At 70.9% G+C, this 17,418-nt stretch carries 18 protein-coding genes and 1 tRNA gene; 15 read left to right on the top strand and 4 right to left on the bottom strand.

Annotated elements, in window-relative coordinates; translation table 11 throughout:
• Positions 1–27 precede the first annotated feature (27 nt).
• From VET29_RS03550 to VET29_RS03490, 13 genes are all read left to right on the top strand, one after another.
• The gene (locus VET29_RS03550; protein ID WP_324914568.1) at positions 28–762 is read left to right on the top strand and encodes a uracil-DNA glycosylase; all 735 of its coding nucleotides are present in this window, start codon (positions 28–30) and stop codon (positions 760–762) included.
• A gap of 95 nt (positions 763–857) precedes the next feature.
• Positions 858–1,514 carry a DUF4129 domain-containing protein gene (locus tag VET29_RS03545; RefSeq protein WP_324914566.1) on the top strand — a complete coding sequence of 219 codons (657 nt, stop codon included), beginning with the start codon at positions 858–860 and terminating at the stop codon, positions 1,512–1,514.
• Positions 1,511–1,963: a hypothetical protein gene (locus VET29_RS03540; RefSeq protein ID WP_324914564.1), complete on the top strand. Its 453-nt coding sequence runs from the start codon at positions 1,511–1,513 to the stop codon at positions 1,961–1,963. The genes VET29_RS03545 and VET29_RS03540 overlap by 4 nt, the downstream gene beginning before the upstream one ends.
• Complete coding sequence (locus VET29_RS03535) at positions 1,957–2,925, top strand: MoxR family ATPase (RefSeq protein ID WP_324914562.1); 969 nt, start codon at positions 1,957–1,959, stop codon at positions 2,923–2,925. Before VET29_RS03540 ends, VET29_RS03535 begins: the two co-directional genes overlap by 7 nt.
• Positions 2,922–4,310 carry a DUF58 domain-containing protein gene (locus VET29_RS03530; protein ID WP_324914560.1) on the top strand — a complete coding sequence of 463 codons (1,389 nt, stop codon included), beginning with the start codon at positions 2,922–2,924 and terminating at the stop codon, positions 4,308–4,310. The genes VET29_RS03535 and VET29_RS03530 overlap by 4 nt, the downstream gene beginning before the upstream one ends.
• A 364-nt stretch (positions 4,311–4,674) precedes the next feature.
• Positions 4,675–5,190, top strand: coding sequence for a hypothetical protein (locus tag VET29_RS03525; protein ID WP_324914557.1), 516 nt, complete (start codon positions 4,675–4,677; stop codon positions 5,188–5,190).
• Positions 5,191–5,254: 64 nt separating this feature from the next.
• A complete protein-coding gene (locus VET29_RS03520; protein WP_324914554.1) occupies positions 5,255–6,580 on the top strand; it encodes an NAD(P)/FAD-dependent oxidoreductase in 1,326 nt (441 codons plus the stop codon).
• A 143-nt stretch (positions 6,581–6,723) separates the two neighbouring features.
• Positions 6,724–6,797 (top strand) — tRNA-Leu (locus tag VET29_RS03515).
• Positions 6,798–7,054: 257 nt separating this feature from the next.
• Positions 7,055–7,405 carry a metalloregulator ArsR/SmtB family transcription factor gene (locus VET29_RS03510; RefSeq protein ID WP_324914551.1) on the top strand — a complete coding sequence of 117 codons (351 nt, stop codon included), beginning with the start codon at positions 7,055–7,057 and terminating at the stop codon, positions 7,403–7,405.
• Positions 7,398–7,847 carry an SRPBCC domain-containing protein gene (locus VET29_RS03505; protein ID WP_324914549.1) on the top strand — a complete coding sequence of 150 codons (450 nt, stop codon included), beginning with the start codon at positions 7,398–7,400 and terminating at the stop codon, positions 7,845–7,847. The genes VET29_RS03510 and VET29_RS03505 overlap by 8 nt, the downstream gene beginning before the upstream one ends.
• Positions 7,844–8,503: a DUF899 domain-containing protein gene (locus VET29_RS03500; protein WP_324914547.1), complete on the top strand. Its 660-nt coding sequence runs from the start codon at positions 7,844–7,846 to the stop codon at positions 8,501–8,503. Before VET29_RS03505 ends, VET29_RS03500 begins: the two co-directional genes overlap by 4 nt.
• Before the next feature lie 56 nt (positions 8,504–8,559).
• Positions 8,560–9,375, top strand: coding sequence for an alpha/beta fold hydrolase (locus VET29_RS03495; protein ID WP_324914542.1), 816 nt, complete (start codon positions 8,560–8,562; stop codon positions 9,373–9,375).
• A 33-nt stretch (positions 9,376–9,408) separates the two neighbouring features.
• On the top strand, positions 9,409–9,825 hold the full coding sequence (locus tag VET29_RS03490) for a PPOX class F420-dependent oxidoreductase (protein ID WP_324914538.1): 417 nt from the start codon (positions 9,409–9,411) through the stop codon (positions 9,823–9,825).
• 19 nt (positions 9,826–9,844) lie between these two features.
• On the opposite strand, the gene VET29_RS03485 is transcribed toward VET29_RS03490, so the two are convergent.
• From VET29_RS03485 to VET29_RS03475, 3 genes are all read right to left on the bottom strand, one after another.
• On the bottom strand, positions 9,845–10,747 hold the full coding sequence (locus tag VET29_RS03485; protein WP_324914534.1) for a hypothetical protein: 903 nt from the start codon (positions 10,745–10,747) through the stop codon (positions 9,845–9,847).
• 159 nt (positions 10,748–10,906) lie between these two features.
• Positions 10,907–12,901, bottom strand: coding sequence for an SDR family oxidoreductase (locus VET29_RS03480; RefSeq protein WP_324914530.1), 1,995 nt, complete (start codon positions 12,899–12,901; stop codon positions 10,907–10,909).
• Between the two features lie 33 nt (positions 12,902–12,934).
• Positions 12,935–14,047 carry a polysaccharide deacetylase gene (locus VET29_RS03475; RefSeq protein WP_324914526.1) on the bottom strand — a complete coding sequence of 371 codons (1,113 nt, stop codon included), beginning with the start codon at positions 14,045–14,047 and terminating at the stop codon, positions 12,935–12,937.
• 213 nt (positions 14,048–14,260) lie between these two features.
• Here VET29_RS03475 and VET29_RS03470 point away from each other — a divergent pair, with 213 nt between their 5' ends.
• The gene (locus VET29_RS03470) at positions 14,261–15,061 is read left to right on the top strand and encodes a Bax inhibitor-1/YccA family protein (protein WP_324914524.1); all 801 of its coding nucleotides are present in this window, start codon (positions 14,261–14,263) and stop codon (positions 15,059–15,061) included.
• An 85-nt stretch (positions 15,062–15,146) separates the two neighbouring features.
• Here the strand turns inward: VET29_RS03470 and VET29_RS03465 are convergent, their stop codons facing one another.
• Positions 15,147–16,085 (bottom strand): ArsR/SmtB family transcription factor, encoded by a 939-nt coding sequence (locus VET29_RS03465; RefSeq protein WP_324914520.1) that lies wholly within the window; start codon positions 16,083–16,085, stop codon positions 15,147–15,149.
• 55 nt (positions 16,086–16,140) lie between these two features.
• On the opposite strand from VET29_RS03465, the gene VET29_RS03460 reads away from it, so the two are divergent.
• Positions 16,141–17,343, top strand: coding sequence for an MFS transporter (locus VET29_RS03460; RefSeq protein ID WP_324914517.1), 1,203 nt, complete (start codon positions 16,141–16,143; stop codon positions 17,341–17,343).
• The last annotated feature ends 75 nt before the right edge of the window (positions 17,344–17,418 follow it).

Raw genomic sequence — 17,418 nt, 5'->3', positions numbered from 1 at the left:
GATTACGGCTTTGGCAAGCTGTGACGGGTGAACGCCCTGGCCGAACTTGATCAGCGGGTGACGGAGTGCCGCCGCTGCCCGCGCCTGGTCGCGTGGCGCGAGGAGGTGGCGCGGGTCAAGCGGGCGTCGTTCGCGGACTGGGACTACTGGGGGCGCCCGGTGCCCGGCTTCGGGCCCGCCGACGCGTCGATGGCGATCGTGGGCCTGGCGCCGGCGGCCCACGGGGCGAACCGCACGGGCCGGATGTTCACCGGGGACCGGTCGGGGGAGGTGCTGTACGCGGCCCTGCACGCGGTCGGCCTGGCCTCGCAACCGACGGCGGTGTCCCGCGACGACGGGCTGGAGCTGTACGGGGTGCGGATCACGGCGCCGGTGAAGTGCGCGCCGCCGGAGAACAAGCCGACCCCGGCTGAGCGGGACAACTGCCGGCCCTGGCTGGCGGCCGAGCTGGAACTGCTGGCGCCGACGTTGAAGGTGATCGTGGTGCTGGGGGCGTTCGGCTGGCAGGCGTTGTTGCCGGTGCTGGCGACGGCCGGCTGGCGGATTCCGGTGCCCCGGCCGAAGTTCGGCCATGGCGTGAAGGTGGCGCTGGAGGGGCCCGCGCCGTTGACGCTGCTGGGCTGCTACCACGTGAGCCAGCAGAACACGTTCACCGGCAGGCTGACCCCGGCGATGCTGGAAGCGGTGCTGACCGAGGCCAGGGAGATCGCCGGAACGTCCCGGGACGACGTCCCGGAGGCACCGACCCCGCCGAATGAATAGGCCACCGGCCGGCCACTGCCGAGCGCTCCCCGCGGTAGGTCTCGATCGGGACACACCGTTCGACCGGCCGCTTCGGGTCCGGCATGCTGGTTCGGATGAGGGGACCCCGGCCGGCCCTGTCGCTGGTCGTCGTCGCAGTTCTCCTGCTCGTCGTGGTCGTGGCGCGTGGGCGGTCCGCGGTGCCCGGGCACATCCGGGACCTGCCGCTGGAGCGTGGTCTGCCCCCGGTCACCCTGACCCCGGGCGGCGACCGGCCGAGCACCGGCCTGCAGTACTCCGCCAACGACCCCGAACTGTTCGCGAAGGTCGTCCTCGGGATCGCCAGCGTCCTGGTCCTGACCGCCCTCGTCCTGTCCGTCCTCTCCTGGCTCCGCAACCGCCTCCGCAACCGCGGCGGGATCGGCGCCGTCATGGACCCCATCGAGGGGACCATCGACACCGTCCTGCGCATGCGGCTCAGGGAAGCCGTCACCGAGGCACGTGACCTCCTCACCCGCGCGGGCGGCGAGCCGCGGGACGCCGTCATCCGTGCCTGGGCCACCCTCGAGAACTCGACCGACCACCGGCGCGCGCCGCACCAGACCGCCACCGAGTTCACGATCTCCTTGCTGGAGAAGGAAACCACCGACGAGACCGCCCTGCGCGACCTCCGCTCGCTCTACCACCGCGCCCGTTTCGGCCACCACAGCGACGAAACCGACGTCCAGCTGGCCAGAACCGCCCTCGACCGCATCCTGGCCACTATCCGATGAGCCTCCTCCGCGTCGGGTTGCTCGCCCTCCTCGTCGCCGCCGCCACCGCCGCGCTCGCGATCGCCGGCATGAGCGTCCCCGTGCACTGGGCCGTCCTCCTGGCACTCCCCGCCGGCGCGGTCGCGCTCGCGGGCGGTCTGCTCTCCGGCGCGTTCGACGCCGACTGGACCCCCGAGCCCGAACCGCCCACCGCGAGCGTCAGCCTGCACGCGAGCTTCCTCACCGAGCGCCTCGAACGCTCCGTCCACGAACAGGACCGCTTCACCTCACGTGTCCAGCCCCGCCTCCGCCGCATCGCCGAGGCCGCGCTCCGGTGCGACCTGAACACGCGGGAAGCCAAGGAAAAGCTGGGACCCGAGCTGCATCACCTGCTGACTGCCCGGAACGCCGAACTGCCGCCACCCAGGAAGTTCGCGGCGCTCATGCGTCGACTGGAGGAACTGTGCTGACCACCACGGACATCAAGGCCGAGGCCACCGCTGTCCTCGATGCGGTCGGCGGGGTCGTCGTCGGCCGCGGCCGGACGCTGCGGCTCGCGCTCGCCGCGGTGCTCGCCGGCGGGCACGTGCTGTTCGAGGACGTGCCGGGCCTCGGCAAGACGCTCATGGCCCGCAGCCTCGCCCAGACGCTCGGCCTCGACTTCCGCCGCGTCCAGTGCACCCCCGACCTGCAGCCGGCGGACATCACCGGCTCGTTCGTCTACGACCCGACCGAGCGGGAGTTCAGCTTCCGCGAAGGTCCCGTGTTCGCGGGACTCCTGCTCGCCGACGAGATCAACCGCACGCCGCCGAAGACGCAGGCCGCGCTGCTGGAGGCCATGCAGGAGCGGCAGGTCACCGTCGAGGGCCGCACCTTCGCGCTGCCCCGGCCGTTCCACGTGCTCGCCACCTCGAACCCCATTGAGTACGAGGGCACCTACCCGCTGCCCGAGGCGCAGCTCGACCGCTTCATGCTGCGGCTCGACGTCGGTTACCCGCCGCCCGAGGAGGAGGCGGAGGTCCTGCGCCGCCGCCTCGCCCGGCAGCGCGAGGAGACCGAGCTGCCGCCGGTCGTCGACGCCGCCCGGCTCGCCGGCCTGCAGGCCGCGCTCGAACGTGTCGACGTGGACGAGGACGTGCTGCGGTACTGCGTTGACCTGGCGGGCGCCACCCGCACGCACCGCGTGGTCGAGGTCGGCGCCTCGCCGCGGGGCTCGCAGGCGTTGCTGCTGGTGGCACGGGCGCTGGCGGTGCTCGACGGCCGCGAGTACGTGCTGCCTGAGGACGTGAAGGAGTGCGCGGTCGCCGCCCTCGCGCACCGGCTGACGCTGCGTGCCGAGACGTGGAGCTCCGGCCAGACCGGCACACAGGTGGTGACGGAGCTGCTCGACCAGGTGCCCGGCCCGGCGACGACCCGCCCGGACGAGCCGTGACCGACCGGGACGTGCTGCTGGGCCGCGCCGGCGGTCGGCGCACCAGGGTGCGTGACTGGTTCACGGGCCGGCTCGCGGTCCGCACCCAGGGATGGCGGCGGACGGACGCGCTGGTCCGTGCGGTCGTGTGCGGGCTGGGGCTGCTGGTGGCCGGCGTGCTGCTGCACCGGCTGGAGCTGGTGCTGATCGGCCTGCCACTGGTGATCGGCCTGCTGCTGACGACCCCGCCGGCCGGCACGCCGGCCGTGGTGTCCCGCCCGCACGAGGCGACGGTCGACGCGGGCGGCGAGACGACGGTCGCGGTGACCGTCACGCCGGGGGAGGGCGCGGCGTTCACCGCGCTGCGCATGCCGAGGCCCGGCGGGTCGGGCGCGGGCCCGGTCCACCTGCTGCCTGCGGTCACGGGCGAGGTGCGTTCGGTGGTGTCGTGGCGCGCGTGGGGACACGGCGTCCACCAGCGCCCGGACCACCTGTTCGCCAGCCACGACGGGATGTACCTGTACGGGCCGGTGGTGGGGATCGTCGCCCACCACATCGTGCTGCCCCCGGTGGAGCCGTTGCCGACCGGGCCCCTGCCGCCACGCGCGGCCGGCCTGGTGGGCGCGCACCGTTCGGCGCGGCCGGGGGACGGGATGGAGCTGCGGGACATACGCCAGTTCCGCTCCGGCGACCGGCTGCGGCGGGTGGACTGGCGGGTGTCGCTGCGGGCGGCGGCCGCGCGGGGCGGTTCGCTGAGCGCCGACACGCTGCATGTGCGCGAGCGGCACGCCGAGGCGGACGCGGACCTGGTGCTGGCGATGGACACCCGGCTGGACGTGGACGAGGAGGTGGGGGACTGGAACGCACGGCCGGCGGGGGCGGCGGTTCGGCCCGGCGGGAGCCTGGACCTGGGGGTACGGACGGCGACGAACCTGGCCGCGGCTTTCCTGCGGCAGGGCGACCGGGTCGGCCTGGTGGACCTCGGACATCCGCGCGGCGGCGTGCCGGTGGGGGTGGGGCGGCGGCATCTGCAGCGGATCCGGCACCAGCTGGTGAATTCGGCGCGGCGGGTGGCAGGAAGCGGCGACCCGGTGCTGAACCAGGCACAGGTGCCGGCCGGGGCGACTGTGGTGGTGCTGTCGCCGCTTCTGGACGACAAGCTGGCGGACCTGGTGATCCGCCTCGCGCGGCGCGGCCGGCTGGTGGTCGCGGTCGATTTGTTGCCGACGGAACTGAGGGCGGACCGGACGACCCCGTGGGGGCAGGCGGTGGTGTCCATCCTGCGGGCCGAGCACGCGGTGCGGGTGCGGGCCCTGGAGGAACATGGCGTGCCGGTCCTCAGGTGGGAGAACGGCGCCGCGATCGGCGCCCTGCTCCGCGTGGCGAGAAGAAGGCGACGCTCATGACCACGGCGAACGCGCTCCGGCTTTGTCGGTGCTCGCGGGTAGCGTTGAAACCGGGGGACCCCCCGGCCTGCGAACGGTCCTTTCGTTCGGGTTTCGGGGGTGAACTTCGTGCCCGTTGCCGTTCGGGCAGCGGGGAGTGTCGGTGGCTGCCGGTAGCGTTGACATCGGGGGACCCCCCGGCGCACCAATGGGACTTTCGTTCGGGTTTCGAGGGTGAACTTCGTGCCGGTTGCCGTTTGAGCGGCCGGGAGTGTCGGTGCCTGCCGGTAGCGTTGAAAACCGGGGGACCCCCCGGCTCGCACGAAAGGGACTTTCGTGCGAGTGAGGGGGTCGGCGGGGGCGGTTCGTCACGGGGGTGGCGGTCGTGAGTGGAAGTGACGGGTTGGTCGTCGGGCGCGGGATGCCGGCGCTGCTGTTGCGTGGCGTGCTCCTGGCCGTCGGTCTCGGCATCCTCGTCGTGCCGTTGAGCGAGGGGATCACCACCGGCACGTTCGTCGTCCTGTTGCCGGCCGTGCTCGCCTCCGTCTACGCGCCCGCCTCGCCGGCACCGGCCGGCGTCGTGGTCGTCGCGGCCGTTCTTGCCGCGCTCGCCGATGGCGATCCCCTGCGGCCCGGGGTCCTCGTTCTCGTCCCCCTCGTCCACCTGTTCCACGTCACGTGCGGGATCGCCGGGGCCATCCCCGCCGCCGGTCGTGTCCACGTTCGTGCCCTGCGGGCCCCTGTCCTGCGCTTCCTCCTGATCCAGGCCGTGATGGCCGTCCTCGTCGTGCTCGTCGCGCTGCTCCCCACCGGCCGGAACGCGCCGTTCCTCGAAGCCCTCGCGCTGGTCGGACTCGCGGCCGTCGCCCTCGTGGTCGTGTTGCTCCAGCGTGTGAAATGAGTGTTAAGCCACAACTGAGGTGGGGTCACGGGCATTGTCAGGATCGGGGTGACACCATGAACATATGGGTCGAGGACTTTCGCAACCGAAGCGGATCGTGATATTGGGCGGCGGCTACGTCGGCCTGTACACGGCGTTGGGACTGCAGCGGAAGCTCAAGGGCAACGAGGCGTCCGTGACCGTCATCGACCCCCAGCCGCACATGACCTACCAGCCCTTTCTCCCCGAGGCGGCGGCCGGTGCCATCGAGCCGCGTCACGTCGTCGTGCCGTTGCGCCAGACGCTCAAGCGCTGCCACGTGCTGACCGCGCGGGTCACCAACATCAGCCACGCGAACAAGTGCATCGAGATCGAGGCGCCGGACGGCCACCACGAGCAGGTCGAGTTCGACATCCTCGTCGTGGCGATCGGGTCGGTCGCCCGGCTCCTGCCGATCCCGGGGCTGGCCGAGCAGGGCATCTCGTTCAAGACGATCGGCGAGGCGATCTACCTCCGCAACCACGTCATGTCCAAACTGGACGCCGCGTCGACCACACGGGACGTCGAGCTCCGGCGCAAGCTGCTCACGTTCACCTTCGTCGGCGGCGGATTCGCCGGCATCGAGGCGCTGGCCGAGCTCGAGGACATGGCCCGGTTCGCGACCCGCTACTACGAGAACATCGAGCCGGACGACCTGCGCTGGGTGCTCGTCGAGGCCGCTGGCCGGATCCTCCCCGAGGTGCGTGAGAGCCTCGGCGTCTACACCGTGCTGCAGCTGGAGAAGCGCGGCATCGAGGTGTACCTCTCGACGCTCGCCAAGTCGTTCGAGAACGGCCACGTGATGCTGTCGGACGGCACCGAGTTCGACAGCGACACGGTCGTGTGGACGGCGGGCGTGAAGGCCAACCCCGTGCTGGCCACCTCGGACCTCCCGCTCGACGAGCGCGGCCGGCTCAAGGCCACCGCCGCCCTGCGGGTCGAGGGCATGCCGGACGTCTGGACCGCGGGTGACAACGCCGCCGTGCCGGACCTGTCGCGCCGCGACGAGGACCCGGACGCGCTGTGCGCGCCCAACGCCCAGCACGCGGTGCGTCAGGCCAAGCAGATGGCCAAGAACATCGTGGCGGTGCTGCGGGACAAGCAGCCGACGGACTACTTCCACAAGAACGTGGGCTCGGTCGCGAGCCTCGGCCTGCACAAGGGCGTCGCGGACGTCTACGGCCGCAAGGCCAAGGGCTTCATCGCGTGGGGCATGCACCGCGGGTACCACGTCTCGCGGGTGCCGACGTTCAACCGGAAATTCCGCGTAGTAGCCGACTGGTTACTGGGTGGACTGTTACGCCGGGAAGTCATCTCGATGGGCCAGATCAACAATCCGCGAGCCGACTTCGACCGCGTGTCACGAAGCTGACATAACGATTTCGGAAACACCGACCGGTAGCCTTATACAGCCCAGTGTGGGTGGAGCCAACCGGCGTATCGCGGATTGGTCTATCGGAAGGTTTTTTCCGAAAACCCCTCCGTAGCGACATGATCTCGTCCTAGGCTGCGCCTGCCCCCGTAGCCCAACTGGCAGAGGCAGCCCCCTTAAAAGGGGTGGAGTGCCGGTTCGAATCCGGTCGGGGGCACAACCAGTACATTTATCCGCGCGTTCTCCGCAACTCCCAGCAATTGCATTGACACGGAGCGTGAAGCGATTCCGGGGCCATTCCCGGAATCGTTTGCGTTAACGCAGGTGAGCGCGTCCGGCAACACGCTGAATACACACTCGATCGCGTTCAGCGACGAGGAAAAGGCTTACCTGGATCACTCGGCTGGTGGTTGACACGACCCCGGCGCGTGCTATGTTCAACCTGTTGGTTAATTAACTGAATGGTTGAGCAGCATGGCAGTGGATCGGCTCAGTACGACGTTCGGCGCGTTGGCGGACCCGACGCGGCGGGCCATCCTGGCGCGGCTCGCGCAGGGGGAGGCCTCGGTCACCGAGTTGGCCGAGCCCTTCGCCATGAGCCTGCCGGCGGTCTCCAAACACCTGAAGGTCCTGGAGAACGCCGGGCTCATCACCCGGGGTCGCACCGCCCAGTGGCGACCGTGCCGGTTGGACGCAACGCCGCTCAAGCAGGCCACCGACTGGCTCGCCGAGTACCGCGAGTTCTGGGCGGGCAGCTTCGAGCGGCTGGACGAGCACCTGCGCGAGCTGCGGGAGGCCACGCGGGCCGAGGAGCGAGATGACTGACCTCGATCTCACGATCACCCGCGTCCTCGACGCGCCACGCGACCTCGTCTTCGAGGTCTGGACGAACCCGGACCACCTCGCGAAGTGGTTCGGTCCCACCGGGTTCACCGCACCGTCCTGCACGACCAGGCTCGTCGAGGGCGGCGCGTGGCGGATCTGCATCCGCAGCGAGGAGGAGCGCGTCGAGCGCTGGGCCCGCGGCGTCTACCACGAGATCAGGCGGCCCGAACGGCTCGTCTTCAGCTTCGCCTGGGAGGAGCCCGACGGCGGCCCAGGGCACGACACGCTCGTCACCGTCGTCCTCGCCGACCGGGACGGTAAGACCGAGATGACCTTCCACCAGGCGATCTTCGAGACGGTCGAGGACCGCGACGGCCACCTGGACGGTTGGCGTTCGGCGTTCGACGACCTGTTCACCTATCTGGAGGGGAGCATCCGATGACCACCACGACGAACCTGCCCGAGGTCGTCTCGGCCGAGGAGTGGGCCACGGCCCGAGAGGCCTTGCTGGTCAAGGAGAAGGCCGCGCTGAAGGCCCTCGACGCGGTGAACGCCGAGCGCCGCGGGCTGCCGATGGTCCGCTGGGACTCCGACTACGAGTTCGCCTCGACCGACGGCCCGAAGTCCCTGCTGGACCTGTTCGAGGGGCGTCGCCAGCTGATCACCTACCACTTCATGCTGCATCCCGGCGACCCGCACCGCTGTCCCGGCTGCGCGCTGCTCGTCGACCACATGCCGACACACCTCCAGCACCTGCACGCCCGCGACACCACCCTCGTGGTCACCGCGCCCGCGCCGCTCGAGGAGAGCGAGCCGTACCGGAAGCGGATGGGCTGGACCGTGCCGTGGTACTCGACGTACGGCTCGGACTTCACCGAGGACAGCGGCGCCGGCACGCTCTTCGGCGTCAGCGTCTTCCTGCGCGACGGCGACGACGTGTACCGGACCTACTTCACCGCCGGTCGCGGCACCGACCTGCTGGTCGGCACGCTGCGCTACCTCGACCTGACCCCGCTCGGGCGGCAGGAGGCGTGGGAGGAGGCCGGTCGCGGCACCGACGGACCGAGTCACTGGTGGCGCCTTCACGACGAGTACTGAGCCGGCGGATCGTGAGTTACTGTTATTCGCGGTAACAGTCAACGTGGAGGTGGTCCATGGCCCGGGAACCGATCGAGATCGCGTTCGAACGGCGTGGCGACGGCAGCCCCCTGGTGCTGCTGCACGGCATCGGTCATCGCTGGCAGGCGTGGGCGCCGGTGCTGGACGCGCTGTCCGCCGAGCATGACGTGATCGCGGTGGACCTGCCGGGCTTCGGCGCCTCGCCGCTGCTGCCCGAGGGGCGCGGCTACGACATGCCGAACGCGGTCCAGGCGTGCGCGGACATCTTCGCGGACCTGGGCCTCGGCCGGCCGCACGTCGCCGGCAACTCGCTCGGCGGGGCTATCAGCCTTGAGCTGGCCTCCCGCGGGCTGGTGTCGTCGGCGACCGCGCTGGCGCCGGCCGGGTTCTGGAACGCGCGGGACCGGGCGTGGGCACTGCGGGCGCTGACGATGATCAGGTCGAGCGGCCGGACGCCCGCGTGGCTGCGGGCGGCGTTCGTGCGTAACCGGTACTTCCGCATGGCGGCGGGCAGCATGCTCTACGGGCACCCGTCGCGGATGACCGCGGAGACCATGCTGGCCGACCTGCTGTCGATGGTCGGCGCGCGGGGCTTCGACCTGGTGGCCGAGGCCGGCCGGGAGTACACGTTCGCGGCGCCGGAGCCGACCGTGCCGGTGGCCGTGGGATGGGGGACCCGGGACCGGATCCTGTGGCCGCGTCAGGCGCGGCGGGCGGCCGCGCTGCTGCCGAAGGCGCGGCACGTCTGGCTGTACCGGGCCGGGCACGTGCCGATGATCGACGAACCGGCGCAGGTGGCGTCGCTGATCCTCGCGACCTGCGCGGCCGCGGCGGCCGACCGGGCGGCTTGACCTCGATCCCGCTGGAGGTTGCAGAATCGGGGTATGGAAGATCGCCTGCTGGCACTGCTCGCCGACCACCACAGCGGGGTCGTGGTCGCACTCAAGAGGGACGGCCGCCCCCAGCTCTCCAACGTGAGCTACACGTTCGACCCCGATCGCCGCCTGATCCGCGTGTCGATCACCGAAGGCCGCGCGAAGACGAAGAACCTGCGGCGCGACCCGCGCGTGAGCTTCTACGTGGCCGCGCCGAACTTCCGGTCCTATGTGGTGGCCGAGGGCGAGGCGGAGCTGACCCCGGTGGCGGCCGCGCCCGACGACGCGACGGTGGACGAGTTGATCGAGGTCTACCGGGCCGTCGCCGGCGAGCATCCCGACTGGGACGAGTACCGGGCGGCGATGGTCGCCGACGAGCGACTGGTGCTGCGGATTCCGGTGACTCGGGTGTACGGGATCGCCTGACGTCTCGCGCGCGGCCCGGTCAGCCGCTCGCCGCTGTCTGGCGTTTCGACACTCGTTGCGGCGGGACCGTGCGCTTCGTCGCCGCGTTCGACGCACTCACGTCGTCGTGGCCGGCTGCGGCCGGCTCGTCCGGCACGGTCGCGGCCTCGCCCTCCACCGGTTCCAGCAGGGACGTGCTGAGGTCCAGCAGCTCCTTCGTGTCCCGCAGTCGCTCGCTCAGCTGGTCGCGGACCGACGTCAGGCGTTGGACGTGGTCCGTCACCGAGTCGACGCGCCGTTGGGCTTCCGCCGTCGCCTCGGCAAGGCGTTCGGTGACCGCACGCTCGCAGGCGGCCTTCGCCTCCTCGAGCTCACTCCTGAGCGCCTCGCGCTTGGTGCTCATCGACTCGGAGAACTCGCGGTCGATGCGGATCCGGTCCTGCTCGGCGTCCTTGTCGATGGCCTCCCGCCGGCGCTCTGCCTCCGTGGTCATCTGCTCGACCTGGGCCTTCGCCGACGCCATCATCGACTTGTGTGTCCTGGCCAGCTCGTTGTGCTGGTCGTCCAGGGACGCCAGCAGCGCGTGGTAACGGTCGCGCATCGACCGGGACGCCTCCTCGGCCGCCGCCCACATCTGGTCGGCCGCAACGCGTGCCCGGGAGGTCACCTCGGCGGCCTGGGACTTCGCGACGGCCAAGAGCCGCGTCGCGCTTTCCTCGTCCGCCTGGGCCTCGAGGCGCTCGGTCAGCGCGGCCACCTCACGGCGGGCGATCTCCAGCTCGCCGTGCAGCTCGGCCAACTGCTCCCGGGCCTCGTCGCGCTCGGCCGACGCCGTCTCCGCGGACTCAGCCAGCTCCGCAACGCGTTGCCTGACCTGCGTGCGGTCGTAGCCGTGGCGCACCACGGTGAAACCATCAGGGTCACGGTCGTCGCCGACTGCCATAAGGAAACCGTACTCGGATCACCACCGTCCGCAACATCCTGCGAACGCACTGCCCACAGTGGACTGCGCGTCAGGTCCGCACCCGACCACCGGCCGCCTCGGCGGCACAGTCCCGATCCGCCTCGGTGCCGCCACCCGAGAACGCGGGCGGCGGACCGGTCACCAGTGGAAACCTCGGGTCAGCCGGGCCAGTGCCATCGCGGCCGCGCCGAGGTGACGGTCGCCCTTGCCGATCTTCATGCGGCCGGAGCCGCCCGCCGCCGTCGAGTCGGGGAAGATCCGGTAGCCCTGGTAGGCGATGGCGTCGACCAGCCCCGGGGCCATCGAGTACGCCGCCGCGATCACCTGACCCGTCGGCGTGCCGATGTGCTTGGGCCGCTTGACCAACGCGTCCATCACCATCTCCGCCGCCTGCTCGGGGGACTTCGTCGGGAACGCGTCGTAGATCTTGGTCGGGCGGATCATCGGGGTCCGGACCAGCGGCATGTGGACTGTCGTGAACGTGATCCCGGCGCCGTGCGTCTCCGTCGCGACGATCTTGGAGAAGTAGTCCAGCGCCGCCTTCGACGCCACGTACGCGGAGAACCGCGGCGCGATGCCCTGGACGCCGATCGACGACACGTTCACGATGTGCCCGAACCGCCGCTCGATCATGTGCGGCAGCAGCGCGAGGATCAGCCGCACCGCGCCGAAGTAGTTGATGGCCATCGCGCGCTCGTAGTCGTGCATGCGGTCGTAGGACAGCTGCACCGACCGCCGGATCGACCGGCCGGCGTTGTTGACCAGCATGTCGACGCCCGGCTGCTCCATCAGCATCTGCGCGACCATCTTGTCGACCGACTCGTCGTCGGTCAGGTCGCACGGATACACGAACGCCTGCCCGCCCGCGGCCGCGATCTCCGCGCGCACCTCCTCCAGCTCGGCCTGGCGCCGCGCGACCAGCAGCGGCACGCCACCCGCCTCGGCGACCTTCAGCGCGGCCGCCCGCCCGATGCCCGAGGACGCGCCGGTGATCACCACGCGCCGCCCGTCCAGCTCGCCGCGCTGCCCGGACCGGCGTGCGCGGAACGGGTCCAGGTGCTCGCGCCAGTACCGCCACAGCACGTCCGCGTAGTCCGCCAGCGGTGGCACGTCCACGCCGGAGTCGGCCAGCTCCCGGCGGGTCTCGGTCGAGTCGAAGACCGGCTCGAAGGTCAGCGTCGTCAGCACCACCGGCGGGATGCCGAGCCGGTCGAGGAACGCGTCCCGCGCGATCGTCACGCCCGGCACGTGCTCGGCCAGCTTCATGAGGTTGACCAGCGGCTTCGCGAACTGCGAGCCGAGCTCGGCGGTCGCGAGCGGCGCCCCGGCCGCGCCCGCGAACGCGTTGTACACCTCGCGCGCGGACTGCGGTGCCGGGTTGACCAGGTGGAACGCGCGGCCGTCCAGGCCCGGCCGGTTCACCAGGTGCGCCATGGCGTTCGCGACGTAGTCGACCGGCACGATGTTGGTGTCGCCGATGTCCGGGAACACGAACGGCACGCTCGGCACCGACGACAGCCGCTGCAGTGCCGAGAAGAAGTAGTACGGCCCGTCGACCTTGTCCATCTCGCCGGTCGCGGAGTTGCCGACCACGATCGCCGGCCGGTAGATCCGCCACGGCACGTCCGACTGGGTCCGCACGAGCCGCTCGGACTCGAACTTCGTCCGGTGGTAGGCCGTGACCAGGCGCTGGCCGGCGTCGAACATCTCCTCGGTGAACCGGCCGTGGTAGTCGCCGGCGACGGCGACGGAGGACACGTGGTGCAGGCAGCCGGCGCGCAGCGCCTCGGCCAGCGACAGCACGTGCCGAGTGCCCTCGACGTTCGCGGCGATCGAGGCGTCGTCGTCGGCCGCGATGTCGTACAGGGCGGCCAGGTGGACGAGGTGGTCGACGGTCCCGGTCAGCTCGGCGACCTGCTCGTCGGTGATGCCGAGCCGATCCGCGCGGATGTCCCCGACCAGCGGCCGGACTTTGTCAGCGCCCGGCCAGTCCCGCGCGACCTCGGTGAGCCGCTCCCGCGAGCGTTCCCGCACCAGCACCCACACCCGCTCGGTGTCCGGCCGCGCCAGGACCTCCGCCACGAAGTGCCGGCCGATCAGTCCGGTCGCCCCTGTCACCAGGTAGGTCGCCATCACGTGCTCCTTCCGCCGGCTGACAGCATCCCATCAAGTGATCTGTGCGTGCGGCTTGTGTCGGAAGGTGTCGAGCACGGCAGGGTCCTGCAGTTTCATCCAGTCGAGCACCTCGGAGTACGTCGCGCACACCGTGTTGGGGCGTACGCATACCTCGGTCATGAACTGTTCCGTCGCCCGGCTGAACGCGCCACCCGACCAGTCGTTGAAGTGGTTGCCGATCGTGAGCGGGGCGCGGTTGGTGTTGTACGCGGCCTGGTAGGCGGCGCGGTACGTGTCGAGGGTGGCGGCGGTGAACTCGGCGTCGCGGGCCGGGTCCTCCTGCGCGCCGTTCATGGCGTACCAGAGGTTGTAGTCCTGCAGGGTGACCTTCCGGTTGCCCAGCGCGGGCACCTTCACGACCGGCACCCAGAACTCCCAGATGCCGTCCCGCCGCTCCGGCCAGGCGATGCCGTCGGAGGTGAGGCTGGTGTCGAAGGTCATCGCGCGCTCGCCCAGCACCGGCAGGAACACGTCGGGGTTGCCCTCGAGGCACGGGGTCCGGCCACCCCGGACCTCGTTCTCCGGCACCCGCAGCCCACGCGCGGCCGCGTCCCGCAGGATGTCGAAGAACTGGTCGAGCTCGACGACCCAGTCCTCCTTCGACCAGGCCGCGACGCTCGGCTCGTTGCCGGTGCAGAAGTGGCCGTTGAAGTGGGTGCCGAGCTCGTGGCCGGCGGCGAGCGCGGCGTTGAGGTCCTTGATCCGGGTGGCGACGTCGGCGTCCGTGCCGCCGAAGCTGATCGACGCGCGGCCCGCGCCGTGCCCGGGGCCGTGGTAGACGCCACGCAGGTGGTCCGGCAGCAGGTAGAGGCCGGACAGGAAGCCGGTGACGTGTGCGTTCGCCTTCTGGGCGATCGGGAGGACGCGTTGCCAGTGGTCGTGCGACCCGGCGCCGTCGAACGAGAACAGCACGAACTGGGGCGGCTTCTCACCGGGCCGCATCCTGCGCAGCCAGTCCGGCGGCGCGGCCTTGCCCTGCGCGACCGGCGTCTCGTCCGAGGGAGGTGGCGCGGCGGGGCCGCCGCCGGTGCCGAGCACGATCAGGACGAGGAACGTGAGGGCGAGCGCGACCCCGGTGGCTATCGGTCCCCAGCGCCGGTCCATCGCGCCTCCCAGTGATGCTCCGTGAGGCTAACGGAGAGTAGTAGCTGAACTGGGGGACCCTGATCGGGGTGGCGTCGTCACAACTAGTCTTCGGGCAAGGTTTCTCACGACGACCACACCGGTGAGGGTAAAGTCTGTTTTACTTGCCGGGAACCAGCCGGCCTGGCTGGACGTTGTAGCCGTGCAGGAGCCATACAGGCCCAGGAGGAACAGGTGCGTTCTACCAGTAATCCCGCGTTCCGGAACCTGCCGCGCGGCGGCGGGCTCGGTGGCGGCTACGCGGGCTTCCAGACCCAGCCCCAGGGTGCGCCGGGATACGGCGGTTACCAGGCACCACCCACCACGTCCGACCGCCCGATGACGGTCGACGACGTGGTCACCAAGACCGCGATCACGGTCGGCCTCGCGCTCGTCGTCGGCATCATCACCGGTATCGCGGTGTACAGCGGGACGATCAGCCCGTTCCCGCCGCTGATCATCGGCCTGATCGCCGGCCTCGTGCTGTCGCTCATCGTCATCTTCAAGCAGACGCCGAACCCGGCACTCGTGCTGTCCTACTCGGCGGCCGAGGGCCTGTTCCTCGGCGCCATCACGGGCGTGTTCTCCGGCGTCGTGGAGGGCATCGCGCTGCAGGCCATCATGGCCACGGCGCTGGTGTTCATCGTGATGCTCGTGGTCTACAAGACGGGTGCGGTCAAGGTCACCCCGAAGCTGACCAAGGGGATCATCGGCGCCACGGTCGCGGCCGGCGCGCTCATGCTGATCAACCTGATCATGTCGTTCTTCGGCTTCAACCCGCTGCGTGACGGCGGCACGCTGTCGATCATCTTCTCGATCGTCGTCATCGGCATCGCGGCGTTCAACTTCCTGCTCGACTTCGACATGGCCGACCAGATGATCCGCTCGGGCATGCCGTCCAAGTGGGCGTGGTACGCGGCCTTCGGCCTGATGACCACGCTGGTCTGGCTGTACCTGGAGATCCTGCGACTGCTGTACTACCTGAACCAGGAGTGAGTGGTCCACGAAAGAAGGGGTGTTCCGTCGTGCGGGCGGAGCACCCCTTCTGTCATGTCCGGAGCGGTCATCTCCCGAGCGGTGGTCATCTCCCGAGCAGTGACTCGGCGATGTCGGTACGCGCGTAGAGGACCTCGCGGCCCACCCGGTGCGACGTCAGGAGCCCGGCGGCCCTCAGTGCCGTCAGGTGCTGGCTGACCCCACCCGGTGTGATGCCGGTCCGTCCGGCCAGGTCCTTCGTGGACGCCGGCTCGTCCAGCTCGGCGAGCAACCGCGCCCGGCCCCGCCCGAGCACACCGGCGAGCGCCGCGGACGGCGACACCTTCCGGTCGGCCCACAGCCCGGCGACGCCCCGCGCCGGGTACCGCAGCGTCGGCTGCCAACCCTGGACGGTGATCGAGAACACCCGCGGCCACACGAACGCCGACGGCACCAGCAGGAGCCCCCTGCCACGCAACCCGCGGCGCGCCGAGACCAGCGGGTGGTCGACGAGCAGCCGGTCGTCCCGCCACCGCACGGCCGGGTTGAGGTCGGCGAACAGCGCGGACGCGCCGCCGGTGGTCAGCCGCCGCGCCCGGTACCGGACGTCGGCCTCCAGCAGCGTCCTGATCCGCGGCCAGAACGGCGCGATCGCGCGGTCCCAGTACTCCTGGACGACGTCCGCCAGCGTGTCGGCGCTCGGCGGTGGCGTGGTGATGGCGGGGATCGCTCGAGTCTCGCGGGCGATCTGGTCGGCCGGCGTGGCACGCAGGACGGCCAGCTCGGTGTCGAGGTCCGGCAGGGGAGAGGCGGGCGGCGGGCAGACGAAGGCGGGGATCACCCGTGCGTGCGGCAGGACCAGGTCCCCGAGCGGGCGCCAGTCGAAGCCGCGGAGACGGTCGGTGGCCATGGCGGTCCACCTCGGGTGGATGTCCCGGCCCAGCTCGCCCTTCAGCACCAGCACGGAGGCGACGACCTCCCAGACGGGGGAGAACGCGAACCGCGTGTAGGCCACGTCCGCCGCGGTGAACGACAGCTCCAGCATTCAGCGGAGCCTAAATCAGTCGGCCGCGTGGTGGGGCCGTGTGATCTTCGTCGGCGTGAACCGTGACTTTCGTCTGCTCTTCGCCGCCGCCGCGGTCAGCCGGCTGGGGACCTCCGTCGGGTACGTCGTGACGCCGCTGATCGCCGTGACCGCGCTGCGTGCCACCCCGGGGGAGGTCGGCCTGCTCGCCACGCTGGGCACGGTGGCGTTCCTCGTCATCGGCCTGCCCGCGGGCGTGTGGACCGACCGGCTGCGCCGCCGTCCCGTGCTGGTCACGGCGGACGTGGCGCGGGCGGCGGTGCTGTGCTCGGTGCCGGTGGCGTGGTGGCTTGGGGTGCTGCACATCGGGCAGCTCTACGCGGTGGTGCTGCTGTGTGGCATCGGGACGGTGTTCTTCGACGTGGCGAACCAGTCGTACGTGCCGCAGGTGGTCGGGCGGTCGGCGCTGCTGGCCGCGAACACCAGGCTGGTCGGCATGGACGCGGTGAACGACATCGCCGGACGGGGCGTGGCGGGGTACCTGGTCGCGCTGGTCACCGCGCCGGTGGCGGTGCTGGTGGACGCGGTGAGCTACCTCGTGTCGGCGTGGTGCGTGCTGCGGGTCCGGCACCGCGAACCGGCGCTCGTGTCCTCGGGCGCCCGGTTGTGGCACGACATGACCGAGGGGGTCGCGTTCGTGGCGCGGAACCGGGTGCTGCGGGCGATCGCGATGTCCGGGGCGCTGGTCAACCTGGGGATCGTGCTGATTCTGACGATGCTGCCGGTGGTGCTGGTGGACGAGATGAGGGTGTCACCAGCGGTGCTGGGGTTGTTCCTGGCGACGGGTGGGCTCGGCACGCTGGTGGGCTCGCTCCTGGCCGGGCGGCTGGCGAGGCTGGTCGGCGCGGGCCGGTTGTCGGTGCTGGGGGCGCTGGTGGCGGCGCCGTGCGGGTTCGGGATGCCGTTCGTCGCGGAGGGACCGCCAATGTGGCTGGCGGGGGCGGGGTGGGTGGTCGTGACGGCGGTGGTGGGCTCGAACAACGTGCTGCTGGTGAGCTTCCGGCAGTCGGTGACGCCGGACCGGCTGCTCGGGCGGATGACGGCGTCGTTCCGGTTCCTGCTGACGGGCGCGCTGGCGGTGGGCGCGGCCGCGGCCGGGGTGATCGGCGAGGCGGTGTCGCCCCGCGCGGCGCTGGCGGCCGGCGCGGCCGCCCTCGCCCTCGTCTGGGTCCCGATCCTGGCCTCGCCACTGAGAAAAGCCCGCGACCTGGAAGGGTGACCCGCAAACAGCCAACCTGTGTTACGTCCGGATTTTTCGAGTTCTAGACTGAGCCTCGTTCTTTGTGAAGCGATT

The organism is Actinophytocola sp. (genome assembly GCF_035634895.1).
Lineage (GTDB): Bacteria > Actinomycetota > Actinomycetes > Mycobacteriales > Pseudonocardiaceae > Actinophytocola.
The sequence above is the reverse complement of the archived record's forward strand: the minus strand, read 5'-3'. Positions and strand labels throughout refer to the sequence as shown.

Bases quoted from the DNA above. Each gene is read 5' to 3' on its own strand.
- VET29_RS03485 (WP_324914534.1), bottom strand. From the start codon at position 10,747: ATGGCAGTCGGCGACGACCGTGACCCTGATGGTTTCACCGTGGTGCGC.
- VET29_RS03490 (WP_324914538.1), top strand. From the start codon at position 9,409: ATGGAAGATCGCCTGCTGGCACTGCTCGCCGACCACCACAGCGGGGTC.
- VET29_RS03465 (WP_324914520.1), bottom strand. From the start codon at position 16,085: ATGCTGGAGCTGTCGTTCACCGCGGCGGACGTGGCCTACACGCGGTTC.
- VET29_RS03475 (WP_324914526.1), bottom strand. From the start codon at position 14,047: ATGGACCGGCGCTGGGGACCGATAGCCACCGGGGTCGCGCTCGCCCTC.
- VET29_RS03540 (WP_324914564.1), top strand. From the start codon at position 1,511: ATGAGCCTCCTCCGCGTCGGGTTGCTCGCCCTCCTCGTCGCCGCCGCC.
- VET29_RS03545 (WP_324914566.1), top strand. From the start codon at position 858: ATGAGGGGACCCCGGCCGGCCCTGTCGCTGGTCGTCGTCGCAGTTCTC.
- VET29_RS03505 (WP_324914549.1), top strand. From the start codon at position 7,398: ATGACTGACCTCGATCTCACGATCACCCGCGTCCTCGACGCGCCACGC.
- VET29_RS03495 (WP_324914542.1), top strand. From the start codon at position 8,560: ATGGCCCGGGAACCGATCGAGATCGCGTTCGAACGGCGTGGCGACGGC.
- VET29_RS03500 (WP_324914547.1), top strand. From the start codon at position 7,844: ATGACCACCACGACGAACCTGCCCGAGGTCGTCTCGGCCGAGGAGTGG.
- VET29_RS03520 (WP_324914554.1), top strand. From the start codon at position 5,255: ATGGGTCGAGGACTTTCGCAACCGAAGCGGATCGTGATATTGGGCGGC.
- VET29_RS03480 (WP_324914530.1), bottom strand. From the start codon at position 12,901: ATGGCGACCTACCTGGTGACAGGGGCGACCGGACTGATCGGCCGGCAC.
- VET29_RS03510 (WP_324914551.1), top strand. From the start codon at position 7,055: ATGGCAGTGGATCGGCTCAGTACGACGTTCGGCGCGTTGGCGGACCCG.